General features: G+C 44.0%; 15 protein-coding genes. 14 read left to right on the top strand and 1 reads right to left on the bottom strand.

The features are described 5' to 3' along the window. Positions 1 to 18: 18 nt before the first annotated feature. Positions 19 to 924, top strand: a complete 906-nt coding sequence (locus R2X38_RS01415; protein ID WP_317520214.1) for an AraC family transcriptional regulator — start codon at positions 19 to 21, stop codon at positions 922 to 924. A 62-nt stretch (positions 925 to 986) separates the two neighbouring features. On the opposite strand, the gene R2X38_RS01410 is transcribed toward R2X38_RS01415, so the two are convergent. Then, positions 987 to 1,337, bottom strand: coding sequence for a hypothetical protein (locus R2X38_RS01410; RefSeq protein WP_317520213.1), 351 nt, complete (start codon positions 1,335 to 1,337; stop codon positions 987 to 989). Between the two features lie 438 nt (positions 1,338 to 1,775). Between R2X38_RS01410 and R2X38_RS01405 the strand changes: the two genes are divergently transcribed. The 13 genes from R2X38_RS01405 (at position 1,776) to R2X38_RS01345 (ending at position 13,827) form a co-directional block, all read left to right on the top strand. Continuing rightward, positions 1,776 to 3,803: an alpha-amylase family glycosyl hydrolase gene (locus tag R2X38_RS01405; RefSeq protein ID WP_317520212.1), complete on the top strand. Its 2,028-nt coding sequence runs from the start codon at positions 1,776 to 1,778 to the stop codon at positions 3,801 to 3,803. Between the two features lie 87 nt (positions 3,804 to 3,890). Next, on the top strand, positions 3,891 to 4,205 hold the full coding sequence (gene cutA / locus R2X38_RS01400; RefSeq protein WP_317520211.1) for a divalent-cation tolerance protein CutA: 315 nt from the start codon (positions 3,891 to 3,893) through the stop codon (positions 4,203 to 4,205). 143 nt (positions 4,206 to 4,348) lie between these two features. Then, the gene (locus R2X38_RS01395) at positions 4,349 to 5,296 is read left to right on the top strand and encodes a DUF1722 domain-containing protein (RefSeq protein WP_317520210.1); all 948 of its coding nucleotides are present in this window, start codon (positions 4,349 to 4,351) and stop codon (positions 5,294 to 5,296) included. Beyond that, complete coding sequence (locus R2X38_RS01390) at positions 5,286 to 6,110, top strand: MerR family transcriptional regulator (RefSeq protein WP_317520209.1); 825 nt, start codon at positions 5,286 to 5,288, stop codon at positions 6,108 to 6,110. Before R2X38_RS01395 ends, R2X38_RS01390 begins: the two co-directional genes overlap by 11 nt. Positions 6,111 to 6,114: 4 nt before the next feature. Then, complete coding sequence (gene phrB / locus R2X38_RS01385) at positions 6,115 to 7,524, top strand: deoxyribodipyrimidine photo-lyase (RefSeq protein ID WP_317520891.1); 1,410 nt, start codon at positions 6,115 to 6,117, stop codon at positions 7,522 to 7,524. Between the two features lie 49 nt (positions 7,525 to 7,573). Next, positions 7,574 to 8,005: a nuclear transport factor 2 family protein gene (locus tag R2X38_RS01380; protein ID WP_317520208.1), complete on the top strand. Its 432-nt coding sequence runs from the start codon at positions 7,574 to 7,576 to the stop codon at positions 8,003 to 8,005. 2 nt (positions 8,006 to 8,007) lie between these two features. Further along, a complete protein-coding gene (locus R2X38_RS01375) occupies positions 8,008 to 8,748 on the top strand; it encodes an SDR family NAD(P)-dependent oxidoreductase (RefSeq protein ID WP_317520207.1) in 741 nt (246 codons plus the stop codon). Continuing rightward, positions 8,745 to 10,079 carry an NAD(P)/FAD-dependent oxidoreductase gene (locus R2X38_RS01370; RefSeq protein ID WP_317520206.1) on the top strand — a complete coding sequence of 445 codons (1,335 nt, stop codon included), beginning with the start codon at positions 8,745 to 8,747 and terminating at the stop codon, positions 10,077 to 10,079. The genes R2X38_RS01375 and R2X38_RS01370 overlap by 4 nt, the downstream gene beginning before the upstream one ends. Continuing rightward, on the top strand, positions 10,076 to 10,924 hold the full coding sequence (locus R2X38_RS01365) for a DUF1365 domain-containing protein (RefSeq protein WP_317520205.1): 849 nt from the start codon (positions 10,076 to 10,078) through the stop codon (positions 10,922 to 10,924). Before R2X38_RS01370 ends, R2X38_RS01365 begins: the two co-directional genes overlap by 4 nt. Positions 10,925 to 10,931: 7 nt before the next feature. Next, positions 10,932 to 12,170, top strand: a complete 1,239-nt coding sequence (locus tag R2X38_RS01360; protein WP_317520204.1) for a cyclopropane-fatty-acyl-phospholipid synthase family protein — start codon at positions 10,932 to 10,934, stop codon at positions 12,168 to 12,170. A gap of 56 nt (positions 12,171 to 12,226) precedes the next feature. Next, on the top strand, positions 12,227 to 12,718 hold the full coding sequence (locus tag R2X38_RS01355; protein WP_317520203.1) for a DUF2878 family protein: 492 nt from the start codon (positions 12,227 to 12,229) through the stop codon (positions 12,716 to 12,718). A 36-nt stretch (positions 12,719 to 12,754) separates the two neighbouring features. Beyond that, positions 12,755 to 13,273 (top strand): chalcone isomerase family protein, encoded by a 519-nt coding sequence (locus R2X38_RS01350; protein WP_317520201.1) that lies wholly within the window; start codon positions 12,755 to 12,757, stop codon positions 13,271 to 13,273. Then, complete coding sequence (locus R2X38_RS01345) at positions 13,273 to 13,827, top strand: DUF3833 domain-containing protein (RefSeq protein WP_411184404.1); 555 nt, start codon at positions 13,273 to 13,275, stop codon at positions 13,825 to 13,827. Before R2X38_RS01350 ends, R2X38_RS01345 begins: the two co-directional genes overlap by 1 nt. The last annotated feature ends 4 nt before the right edge of the window (positions 13,828 to 13,831 follow it).

The raw sequence follows: 13,831 nt of genomic DNA, 5'->3' as shown, positions 1-13,831 counted from the left end.
ACACAAAAATGGAGTGACATGTTAGAAAGTACAGAAAACCTGTGTGAATCTGTCACCATGGGTTTTGCATTGGCTCAGCCCAAAACAGATTGGAAAGAAGAGGTTTATCTGGCTCAAGCTTGTAAGGAGCGCTTTCTTACTCAGTCGGATCTGCCTGAGCTGACCGATAACGGCTTCTTTATGGCAGGCTTGGCCGAATTGGCTGAGGGTTATGAGATAGAGCGGGTTGCGACGACCAATCATACTCTTTTGTTGACTCAAGAGGGGGCCGGGTTATTAACCCTTGCGGAACGCCAGTATCATCTTAAGCCCAATACACTGACGATATTGCCAGCAGGGCACCCCTTTCGTTTTGAATTGGCTGACAATAAAAAGGGCTGGAAGATGGCTTGGGTGCTTTTGAAACCCGGTGATAAATGGTTACCGCTGGTGGCTAATGGACAGCGTGTTGAACATACCCATATCTGTGAGCAAGTATGGTCAGTAATGAATTTGCTACACAGCGAAATAGGTGGCCGAGCCAGTTACAGAAAGCTGTTTGCCAGCGAACTTTCTCGTTTAATGCTCGGGAGTGCCAATTTGGCTCCTTCCAACTCAGTGTTACGTGTCCAAAGTGTGTTTAATGACATTGAGTCTCAGCTTCATCTTAACTGGACGGTGAAGGGAATAGCCAAGCAATGTTTTCTCAGTACAGAGCAGCTAAATCGGATCACTAAGCAGCTTTTTAACTGTTCGACACAACAGCGGCTGATTCAACTGCGAATGGAAAAGGCGGTGGATTTACTTTACTACCAAGAGTGGACTATCGGTATGGTGGCTCAGCGTTTGGGTTATCAAGACCCGTTTAACTTTACCCACCGTTTTCGCCAATATCATGGGTGCTCACCAAGGGAATACCGCAAGCGATTGTTTTTGGGCGAATGATATTATTGATTACTGGCCTCACCGTTTACTTTGACAGAAATAAACGGTGAAGCCCCAAAAGATTACTTACGCTTAGGCTGCTGGTATGTGCGGCCCGCTGCTTGGTAAACATCTTTCGCTTTTACGTCGAACATATCAAAGAAGAACCACGCTACGAATTTGATCACATCCTCACCAACATTCATGATCCATTCGGCGTACTCTTCTTGTTCACCTTCATCATTTTCTTCTAACGACACATGGTAGATGCGCTGTTCACCTTCAATTTCAGCTACTTTAAACTGACCTGTTAGTGAGGCGGCCGCCTCAGCGATCTCTGTATCTTCATTAGCTTTAAGTGCTTCAAGAACTTGGGGAACAGAGTCCAATTCACAAAGAGATTTAACCAGTGTTTCGAATTGGTCATGTTGCATGGTTAGATACCTATTATTAAGCAAAGTTGATTGAGCATATTCTAGCAGTGTAATTGATTGGAAAGACAGAATTATGGTTTTGCAGGCAATAGGTGACTATATTTTGTTCTTTTTGGGTCGCCCAGCTGGTAATTTCAAATTTTGAGCGTTCATTCACGAACATTTCAATACATACACTCAAATACATAAAAACATGGATCCCCTAACAGTATGTGAGCTGATTACTTGTTAGCGGGTGGCGAAAAATTGCTTTGCCTCTCATTTTGTAGCTGTTTTTTTCCATGGGTATTTCTTTAGACACCGGTGGAATTGGTAAAAAATCCCCTAAAGTTTCTACGCCCCCCATCTACGCCTATCAGACAAAGCAAAGGGGAGGGTATGGCGATTACAAAGTTATGAATAATAGGGAAAACATAACTACAAACTTGGAGACTCGATGTGAAAAGGAACCTACGATCTTTCCTTGCTGTGGCGATTGCAGCATCGCTCGCTGCCTGTAACAGTGCAGACAATGCTGCTGAAGTCGCTGGCGTTAATTCAAATGCTTATATGTGCGATACCTCAATGATGGCGCAATCGGATGATTTGCGTATTTATCAGATCATGGTTGAAAGCTTTGTCAGTGGTGACGATAGCATTGGGCACGGTACCGGGTATGGTACCAGCCATCATAGAGGTGATTTGCAAGGCATTATAGATTCATTGGATTACATCGAGTCCTTGGGAATGAATGCAATATGGCTGACACCTATTTTTGATTCAATCCCTGTCGAGGGCCAGGATCACTGGGCCGATAGGCTAGATGCTACAGGCTATTTCACCAGTAATTATTTTACCATTGACCCACGCTTCGGCACCATGGAGCAAGCAAAAGAGTTGGTAGAAAAAGCGCATAAGAAGGGGCTATATGTCTTCTTTGATGGCGTATTTGGTCATCATAAAGGTAATGTTGTGCCTTCGCCTGAAGGTCGACTACCTGTTGGGGAGAACAACCCTGTCAGCTACCCAGAAAGCCTCGAGTTCTACCAGGAAGTTGCCACATACTGGATCGAAGAGCTTAAGATTGATGGCTGGCGCCTAGACCAAGCTTATCAAGTACCAACTGATGCATGGGCCGCTATCCGAGCAAGTGTAGACGAAGCTTCTAAATCAGTGACCTATGTGAACTCAGAGGGTGAAACAGTCAACCCATTGGGATATATGGTTGCGGAAATCTGGAACAACGAAAACTACATCAAAGAAACAGGTTACGGTAAAGAGGGAGAGCCTGCGCTTTGTTCTGCCTTTGATTTTCCGGTTCGTTATCGCGTAGTAGAAACCTTTGCGGTCAATGAAAACAGTATTGGCAACAAGGGAGGAAAATGGCTTGATGAAGGGATGAACCTTCATAGTCTTTACCCATCACACGCCAAGCCGAACCTGATGCTAGGCAATCACGATTTGGTTCGCTTTGGTGACTTGCTTCAGCGTGGTGATATTGCCTCACCAGATCAGCCTGAATACTGGGCAAGGCACAAAGCGGCACTGTCTTTCCAAGCGGCATATTCAGGGCCAATCACTCTGTATTACGGTGAAGAAATCGGTGATGAGCTTGAAGGTTATGCGAAAAAAGTCGAGTTAGATTGTGCTGTTCAAGGGCTATGTGATGATCATGTTGCCCGTACCAGTGCCAATATTGACGGTATAACGGCCTCTCTAAATACCAATCAGCGTGATTTGAAGCATTATGTGTCACAGCTGATGTCATTGCGGGCTGCTCACCCAGCTTTAAGCCGAGGAGAGCGAACCAATATAGTTGCCAACGATACCGTGTATGTTGACCACAAACAAACGGACGAAGAAGCACTGCTTTACATGGTCAGTACAACGACCAAGCCGGAATCTATTGTGCTTAAAGCGAAGGATATAGCCTCTGAAGGCCAGCTGGTGGATTTGCTTAGTGGTAAAGTTTACCAGGCTACTGACGGTGAGTATCAAATCAACTTGTCCTCTTTTGAAGCCAAGTTCTTGAAAATTGTTGAGCCATCAGAAGAGGGGTTGACCAAGGCTGTAGCAGCGACTTCTGCAACATTAATGGGCGAGGGCTTTATGGCTCAGTGTGACAACCCAGTGGTTGAAGGCACAGGCCCTGTTGGCAAGACTCTGTATGTTGTGGGTGACTTTGTCGATGCGGGTTGGAAGCACAAGCCGAATCGAGCCTACAGCTACGTGGGCGATAACACCTACCAAGCGGTTGTAAACGAGAAAGCCGGCGCATTTAGAATGCAATACGCCAGTAAAGATTGGTCACCGCAATTTACTGCTGATGGCCTTGAGCTAACACCAGGTAAAGTTGCGACGCTTAAGCGAGGTGGTTACGGTAAAGACACTGCTGTGACGTTACCTGAAGCCGGTGAGTACGTTTGGAGTCTCAAGTTTTCTGACAGCGGAGAGCCGGAACAGTTGATGGTTTCTAAGTGCCCATAAATTCATTCATTTAATACCAAAAGGGAGCAGGTCGCTCCCTTTTTTGTTATTGTTTTTATTACAATATTGATAGCTGGAAGCGAAAAGATGAGTAAAAAATGCGTGGTGATGACAACCTTCGCTGATGAAAAAGTAGGGAAGGCAATCATCCATTCGTTAATTGAGAAGCGGCTAGCTGCCTGCATACAAGTTCAAGCTATTGAGAGCTATTACCACTGGGAGGGAAAGGTGAATAATGACCAAGAAAAGTTGGCCATCATTAAAACGACTACCGAACTCTATCAACAGGTGGAAGCCGATATCCTTGCCAACCATGATTACGAAACACCGGAAATCATCCAGCTTCCGATCACTGCCGGATACAACGACTATCTGCAATGGATAGAGAATGTGTGCAAATAGCCTTCATATAAGCTATAGCCATGTGTTGATAGTCTCTGTTATGTGACTAATTGCAATTGTACAAAAAAAATATTTGTATAATTGATCCAATCTACTATTCTTCCTTGTACAAGAGATTAGTTTTGTACAAGGTAGGGATAGTCATGCAAATTCCAGTTGGGATCAGTGCTTGCGTTTTGGGCGAGCGTGTAAGATTCGATGGCGGACACAAACTCAATCGATTTATTGTCGATGAATTATCTAAGTATCTGACTTTCAAGCCAGTCTGTCCTGAAATGGGCATCGGTATGGAGGTACCTCGTCCTGTTATCCGCCTACTACAACTACCTTCCAATGAAATTCGCTTGGTGGAAAGCAAGCGTCAGGAAATTGATTACACCGATAAAATGGTGGAATTCGCTCACAAGAAAGTGTCTCAGTTCGATGATCTGTGTGGGTATGTTGTTTGCGCAAAATCACCTACATGCGGTATGGAGCGTGTAAAACTACACATACCAAATAATAACACCGTTCCAGGTGGCTCTGTTGGCATCTACACCAGAGAGTTAATGGCAAAAATGCCATGGTTACCGGTGGAAGAAGACGGTCGATTAAATGATCCGGTATTGCGTGAAAATTTCGTCTTCCGCATTTTTGCCCTAAATGATTTTTATCATTCAGTGCGAGACCAGCTATCTGCCAACGCTATTGTGAAATTCCACTCCCGTTACAAACTGGTATTAATGGCACACAATCCAGCTGCATATAAAGAGTTGGGCGGTATGGTTGCGCATATCAGTGAATGGGATATTGACGAGTTTTATTTGGAGTACCGCATCAAATTTATGGAAGCGATAAAAGAGCGTGCTTCAAGGAAAAACAAAACCAATGTGTTGATGCATCTACAGGGCTACTTTAAGCGCTCTCTAACCAAAGAGCAAAAACAGGAGCTGTCTGAATTAATCATGAGCTACAAAGAAGGGCATCAACCTATTCTTGCACCACTGGCTCTGATTAAGCATTACTTACGGGAATACCCTGATCCGTATTTGCAACTCCAGACATTCCTTGACCCTTACCCAGAAGATTTGAAATTACGTTATGGACTCTGATAACAAATATTATGCGATCAAAGAGGTCTCTGAGATCACGGGTGTGAACTCAGTGACATTGAGGGCTTGGCAAAGACGCTATGGTTTGCTTAACCCGAAGAGAACCGAGAAAGGGCATCGCTTATACACTGAGCAAGATATCTCGAAGATCAAAGAAATTGTTGAATGGCTTGATAAGGGTGTCGCTATCGGGAAAGTAAAACCTATGTTAGGCAAGCTTTCCCCTAGTGTCGGTGAAGACAGTCAGAATGAGAGCCAACGAGCGATCGGAAATATCCTGGCTTCTTTGGCTCAACTTGATGCTATTTCTTTGGATAAGCAGCTTATTCAACTGATGAAAGAATATCCGGTAAAGGTATTGGAAAATAAAATTATCAGTACAGTGATTAAAGAAATACAGCAACCTGACAACCCTTTGCTGGAAATTCAAATGGTCATTTGGACAAGTGTGTTTCAAGAAAGATGTTTATCTCTGATTTCCGCTTCGCGTAAGCGCAACAAAAAGCCGTGTCTGCTTATTAGTTTTGATGAAGAGCCAAGCTCACGGTTCTGGTTAAAAGCGGTTGAACTTTCAGAGCTTGGTTACAGTGCCACCTTGCTACCGAAGCTAAAAGGCAAATTGGCGCCATTGACACCATTGCTGAATTCTTGGCCTGATAAAAAGCTGTTCATCGATGGTGATAAGAAGCTTCCGCCGGAAATTTTGAGCCAAATCGTGATGTTATTAGATGGCACAGATTCAGAGTTGGTAACAATGGGCAGCATTAATACTATCCATCCCGAGTTATTGGAGCGGCAGCATGAGTCAGCATAAGCAGATAGGGTTAGTTTGGTTCCGGACTGACTTACGTGTAGTAGACAATACAGCCTTGTTTGAAGCGGTTAAACACTGCGATCAACTCATTGCTCTATATGTTTCAACACCGATGCAATGGCATGAACATCATGTTGCCCCGATACAGGTTGACTTAATTAGGCGCCGATTATCGATTCTAAGAGAACAACTTGCTGATATTGGTGTTCCACTTGTATTTAAAGAAATTGCAGATTTTGCTCAAACCGCAGAGTTGCTGGTTGATTTTGCAAAAGAGAAGTCAGTAACGCATGTCTTTTGTAATAAACAATATGAGTGGAACGAACTTCAACGAGATGACAAAGTCGGGCACAGACTTGCTGAATCAAAAATTAAATTCAGTATTTTTGACGATTGCTGCGTCATTACCCCTGGGGAAGTACAAACGCAAAAAGGTGAAGCGTTCAAGGTATTCACGCCGTTTAGAAAAGAGTGGCTAAAACAGTTTCGCTCATTGTCGCCGGCTCCTTTACCAATTCCTAAGCCGATGGAAGAGCCTTTACATATAGAGAATTTGGGTGACATCGCCTTGACGTATCCGCCTGTTGACAGCATGGCCTGGCCTGTAGATGAAGAAACAATTCGGCAGAGGTTAGTGACCTTTTGCTATGAAAAAGTTGAGGACTACCATCAACAACGCGATATTCCGGCTATAGATGGCACTAGTTGTTTGTCCCCGTATTTGGCACTAGGCATGTTGTCTCCCCGTCAGTGCATAGCGGTACTGGTTGCAGTCAGTCCTATGTGTTTGGACGAGCCGGAAAGTGGTGCTTTTAGCTGGCTTAATGAAATTATCTGGCGTGAGTTTTATCGCCACTTACTTGTTGCCTACCCGAATCTTTGCCGGGATCAACCTTTCCAGCAGTGGACGAAGAAAGTCCATTGGCAGTCATCGAGTGAACTATTGGCGGCATGGCAGCAGGGTAAAACAGGCTTTCCCATTGTAGATGCCGCGATGCGCCAGTTGAAAGAAACAGGGTGGATGCACAATCGATTAAGAATGATAACAGCGAGTTTTCTTACCAAAGATCTGCTGATTCACTGGCAGGCTGGAGAGCAATGGTTCATGTCTCAGCTTGTTGATGGAGACTTTGCATCAAACAACGGTGGCTGGCAGTGGGCTGCTTCAACTGGGACTGATGCGCAGCCGTATTTTCGGGTATTTAATCCGACAACACAGGGTGAACGTTTTGATCCAAAAGGAGAATTTATCCGTACTTGGTTGTATGAGTTAAAAGACGTGCCGGATAAATATATCCATCAGCCACATCTTTGGCCTGGCAGCGATGGCATCAATTATCCAAAGCCAATTGTTGATCATAAACAGGCAAGGTTACAGGCAATCAGTGCTTTTAAAACGGCCAAGGAAATGTGATTGCATCTTTGCTATCAGGTGCAGCGGCCTTAAGCGTTCGGGAGATCATATGGATGGGCAAAATATTGCGTTAGCAGACAAGTTCGTTGCAGCTTATCAAAATCTGGATAAGCAAGATTTGTCTGAATTAAAAGATATATATCACGACGATATTGTATTTGAAGACCCCGCTCACCGTGTAGAAGGTTGGGGAGAGCTTTCAGATTATTTAGCGCGTTTATTCGATGCGGTGGACTACTGCAGTTTCAATATTACTGAGCAGGTATGCCAAGGCGATATCGCATACGTACAGTGGGTAATGACCTTCCAGCATCCACGCTTACAGTCAGGTAAAAGCCGCTTGGTTAATGGCTGTTCGAGATTAGTATTTGCAGAGGGCAAAGTGATCCACCACCGGGATTACTTCGACATGGGGCAAATGCTTTATGAAGGAATTCCTTTGTTAGGATCTGTCGTCCGCAAAATAAAAGCGAGACTGTAATCATGAGCACAAATAAGCAGGTATTGATAACAGGAGCCAGCTCCGGTATCGGGAAGCAACTCGCCATTGACTACGCGAATACTGGCTGGTCGGTATTTGGCTGCGGGCAAAATCCTGAACGTTTGCAGGCGCTTTCTGATGCAAATGAAAACATTACGACCGTCAATTTTGACGTTACCAGCAATCAAGATGTTCATGAGAAAATGTCAGAGTTAAGTGAAGTACCTAATCTGATCATTTTAAATGCGGGCACTTGCGAATACATCGACCATGGTCAGATAGATGTGCCTTTGTTTCGTCGTGTCTACGAAGTGAATGTATTTGGTCTGCTTAATTGTATAGAAGCATTGCAACAATCTTTTAATGCAAATACTCACCTCGTGATAATAGGTTCAACCGCTTCTTATATTCCATTGCCAAGGGCAGAAGCTTACGGTTCTTCTAAGGCCGCGATAGCTTATATTGCAAATACGCTAGCTATAGATTTGGCTAGTAAAGGTGTCACTGTCAGTTTAGTGAGTCCGGGATTTGTTAAAACCCCATTAACGGACAAAAATGACTTCGCCATGCCTATGCTAATGTCACCAGAATTTGCATCAGAAAAAATAAGAGAAGGAATAGAAGCGAAGAAAAAGGAAATTCACTTTCCGCTGAAGTTTAGTTTGTTCTTAAAGTTTATTGCCTTGCTACCCATTAGGCTGCAATTGGCTACCGTGAAACGTATGACAGGAAAAACCGCATGAAAATAGCAATTATAGGTAGTGGGATCTCTGGTCTAACATGCGCGCATTATTTGAATGAGCAGCATGACATCACTCTTTATGAAGAAAATGATTATATTGGCGGGCACACTGCGACGGTAGATGTTGAAGTGGAGAGCGGTAAATACGCGATTGATACTGGTTTTATTGTTTTCAATGACCGTACTTATTCGAATTTCGAAAAACTTCTCGCAGAAATTGGTATTGTCGGGCAACCCACTGAAATGAGTTTCAGTGTTCATAATACTTTAAATGGTCTTGAATATAATGGGCATGACTTGCTGTCTATGTTTGCCCAGAAGCGCAACTTTCTCAACCCATTTTTCTATCGTTTCATCTACGATATATTGCGATTTAATCGTCTAGCGAGAGAGGTGGATTTAGCCTCTGAGATAAGCAGAACGCAAACCCTCGGTGACTTTCTCACCAAACACCGCTTCAACAATTACTTCTGTGAAAACTATATTTTACCTATGGGGGCCGCGATATGGTCTTCGACTTTATCAGATATGCGGCAGTTTCCACTGGAGTTCTTTATTCGATTCTTCCGTAACCATGGACTATTGGAAGTGACTAACAGACCGCAATGGTACGTCATTCCTGGCGGCTCCCGTGAGTATGTCAAACGATTGATTGTTCCTTTTGAAGAACGAATTCGGTTGTCCAGCCCTGTCACCTCTGTGAAACGAACACATGGAAAAGTCGCAGTGACATCAAATGGGGTATGCGAGATATATGACCACGTTATTTTTGCTAGCCATAGTGATCAAGCATTGAATATGCTGTCAGATCAGACTGAAGCAGAAGAGAAAATACTCGGAGCATTGGGTTACCAAAAGAATGATGTGGTGTTGCATACCGATAAGTATTTATTGCCCAAACGAAAAGCAGCATGGGCATCTTGGAATTATTACCTAGGGGATAATGAAGATGGTCAATGGGAAGATAAGCAAACAACCTTGACCTATAACATGAATATTCTGCAGGGTATTGAAGCGCCGGAAACCTTTTGTGTCACGTTGAATCAAACTGATCAAATTGCACCAGAGCGGATACTGCGTAAGTTTGTATACGCTCATCCTGTTTTCACGACTGAAAGTATTCAGGCTCAGCAATGCCGTGAACAAGTCAACGGCGTAGAAAATACTTGGTACTGCGGTGCCTATTGGTACAACGGATTTCATGAAGATGGTGTTCGCAGCGCATTAGATGTCGTCGAACAGATCAACAAGCTAGAACTGGAACTCTCTGCAGAAAGTAATGACTCTGGCGGGTTCTCTGCCGTTGAGGTAAGTAGTAGGGGAACGTCATGAACAGCGGCTTGTATTCTGGTGTTGTCAGGCACCGCCGATTTACGCCTGTTTCACATCAGTTCCAGTATCCGATGTTCATGCCCTTGCTCAATTTGGATGAACTTGGTCAGCTTGAAAAACAAGTCTTTGGTTTTGGCCAACGCTGGTATCACTTTGCAAGGTTCAAGCTCTCTGACTACATGCGTGGTTGTGAGCAACTCAATGGGCTGACTCATTCAGGTATTGCTGAACAAGGCGTAGCATTGAAGTCTGCTGTGTTAGATAAATTAGAGCATTTGACGGACGAGACAGTGAAAGGCCAAGTCTATATGCTTTGCCAATTGCGTTACGCTGGTATGTATTTCAGCCCACTTAATATGTACTACGTGTTTGATGAGCAGGGTAAATGGCAATGGGTGTTGGCTGAAGTCAGCAATACGCCATGGAATGAAAAACATTATTATGCGTTGCCTGCAGTTGAGCATTGGAACAAGAAACAATGGTATGAGAAAAAATCGTTCCATGTGTCGCCTTTCAATCCGATGGAGCAACATTATTACTGGAAACTGACACAGCCGGCATCGAGTGTTTTTCTCCATCTCGATATTCATGAGCAGCAAACAGATATCAAAGTGCTGGATGCCACTATGGCGCTAAAGCGTCATCCAATGACGTCATCCGTTTTATGGCAGCATATTGCTAAGACACCGATTCAAACGGTTAAAGTCGTGTTCGGTATTTACTGGCAGGCGTTGAGGTTATGGCTAAAGAAAGTGCCATTTTACTCTCATCCAGATAGCACCCATTCACCAGCGACGGTAAATGATAATAAGCATTTTCCTCCACCATCAAACAATAAGGAGTAGAGGTATCATGTTAAATAGCGAAATAAGCCAAGGGGCACTTGCCTTTTCAGGAACTGATCGCGTTGCGAGGAAAATCATTTTTCGGTTTTTAGAGCAACTAAGCGGTTGCGGTTTGATGGTATCGGAAAATCAAGGTGAAACCTTCTACTTTGGTGATAAACATGGTGAGCTGCAAGCACAACTCATCGTCAAACATCAGGGGTTCTATAAACGTATTTTAGATGGTGGCAGTATTGCTGCAGGTGAAGCCTATATGGACGGTTGGTGGGATTCACCTGATTTAACTCAGGTTGTACGTGTTCTCGCCCGTAACATGACCATTCTAGATAACATTGAATCTAAAGTGGGCTGGTTGACGACCTTAAAAAACAAATGGCTGCATTACTCTCGGCGAAACAGCAAGCAATCTTCAAAGCAAAATATTCTGGCACATTATGATCTTGGCAATGATTTCTACCGTACCTTCTTAGACGAAAATATGCTTTATTCGGCCGCGATCTATGATGGCGACAATACCAGTCTTTCTCAGGCCCAATTCAATAAGATGGATCGCCTCTGCAAGCAACTGGATCTTAAGCCTCATGATCATTTGCTGGAAATCGGTACTGGGTGGGGGGCACTTGCAGTCCATGCAGCCAAGCACTACGGATGCCGAGTGACGACGACAACCATATCTGATGCGCAGCATCAGTGGGCGAAAAAGCGTATTGAAGAAGAAGGATTGAGCGATAGGGTTACCTTGTTACTCGATGATTACCGGGACTTAACCGGGCAGTACGACAAAATTGTATCCGTCGAAATGATTGAAGCTGTTGGGAAAGAGTACCTGACCACTTATATCAAAAAGTGTCAGTCATTATTGAAACAAGATGGTTTATTGGCCATTCAGGCTATAACTATTGCCGATCAGCGGTATGACAGTTACAGCAAGGGCGTTGATTTTATCCAGAAGTACATTTTCCCTGGTGGATTTTTGCCTTCTGTAACAGTGATTTCGCAGCATCTCACCCAGCATACAGATTTCGTGATTAGGGATCTGAGAGACATGGGGATGGACTACGCAAAAACGCTGTCTGATTGGCATAAAGGTTTTAATGAGAATATCGACCAATACCTTCAGAACGGTTTCGATGAGCAGTTTATAAGGATGTGGCGCTATTACCTTTGTTATTGCGAAGGTGGATTTTTAGAGAGAAGTATTAGCACCGTACAGTTAGTTGCCAGTAGAAGTGGTTGGAGACGTTGAACCGCCATAGCTAACGATCAGGCTAACTAACGCTCGGTACGACAATGGTGATGAATATGTCCGGTAAGAAACTACTCCTAGCAGGCTTATTGTTTAACATGTATTGGTCAATCGCGGTGTTAGGGCAACAGGCTTACGTGTGGGTACTTGTGCTACTTGTTGTTGTCTGCTGGTGGAAGTTTCCAAAAGGTATTAAAGCAGCTCTGTCTATAGCCTTAGTCGGTGTGGTGATGGATTTAACCCTAAGTGTAGTTGATATTCTTGCATTCGATAGCATCATCATACCCTCATGGCTAATCATGCTTTGGCTTGGTTTCGGAACATTCGTGTGGTTCATGAGAAGCACCATCGTTAGTTACCCTGTAATGTTGATAGGTATTTTAGGCGGCATAGGCGGCTCGATGAGTTACTTTGCCGGCTACCGTCTAGAAGCGGTGCAATGGCCGTTGGGGGTGGGCATTACCCTGTCAGTATTATTTGTCATATGGCTTATGTTCTCGTTAGTGATAGCGCTAATGATGAAACGCAATGAACCTCATTACTCATAACATGTTTGTTAGCTTTGTCGCCCTCAAGGGGGATTTATGAAACTGTTACGTTCAATTCTATGCCGGTACACAATCCTAGTATTGTTTGGCTTATTTGCTGTCAATGCAGGTGCTTCAACGCCTTGGCAAGTTTGGCCCGCTGTAGGTGATGCTCGTTTAACGTGGGGGCCTTGGGTGATATATGACTCGGAGTTGAGGTCTCCTGACGGGAAGTATCAAGGTGCTGGTGACAACCTTGCGCTTGTGATTCGCTACCATAGGAATATAGACAGTGAAGATTTGATTGAAGCTACCGATGACCAATGGCGTCATCTCGGCATCAGCTCTAGTAAAAGGACCCGATGGATAAACCGTCTTGAGCAAATTTGGCCTGACGTTAGAAAAGGGGATCGTCTGATATTTGTGTTAGACGATAACCAAGGTGCATTTTTCCAAGACAACCGACAGATAGGCGTACTTCAAGACTTCGAGATGTCCCAATCATTCTTGCAGATTTGGTTATCGCCAAACACTGCATACCCTGAAATTCGCAACCAATTGATAGGTAAACGCTAATGTCGCTTGAGAAGAAATCAAATAAACGTTTCTGGCTGGTTGGGTGCTTGATAATGTGCTTGTTTGGATTGTTCGGTTGTAGTGCAACAATCAATGACTATCAAAACACTAAGCCCGTATTCAATTTGTTTAGTTTCTTTGAAGGTGATATCAAAGCTTGGGGGATGCTGCAGGATAGAAGCGGGAAACAAACTCGACGCTTTACCGTTGATATAAAAGGTAAGGTAAATGACAGTGTCTTGACGCTGGAAGAGGACTTTGTCTTTGATGATGGGGAAAAGCAGCGCAGGGTTTGGGTAATTTCACAAAACCCAAATGGAACTTACACCGGCCGTGCTGATGACGTGGTTGGAGAAGCGACTGGTATTGCATTAGGTAACACGCTTCATTGGCAATATGTGTTGCGTATTCCTGTTGACGGCACAACGTATGACATCACCTTCAATGACTGGATGCATTTACAAGATAAAAAGCGCTTGTTTAATACCGCAAAGATGACCAAATGGGGTTTCACGGTTGGAACCGTCACTTTGTTTTTTGAAAAACAAAATTAGTAGA

It is taken from the genome of Photobacterium rosenbergii, from assembly GCF_033022775.1.
Classification (GTDB): Bacteria; Pseudomonadota; Gammaproteobacteria; order Enterobacterales; family Vibrionaceae; genus Photobacterium; species Photobacterium rosenbergii_A.
The sequence above is the reverse complement of the archived record's forward strand: the minus strand, read 5'-3'. Positions and strand labels throughout refer to the sequence as shown.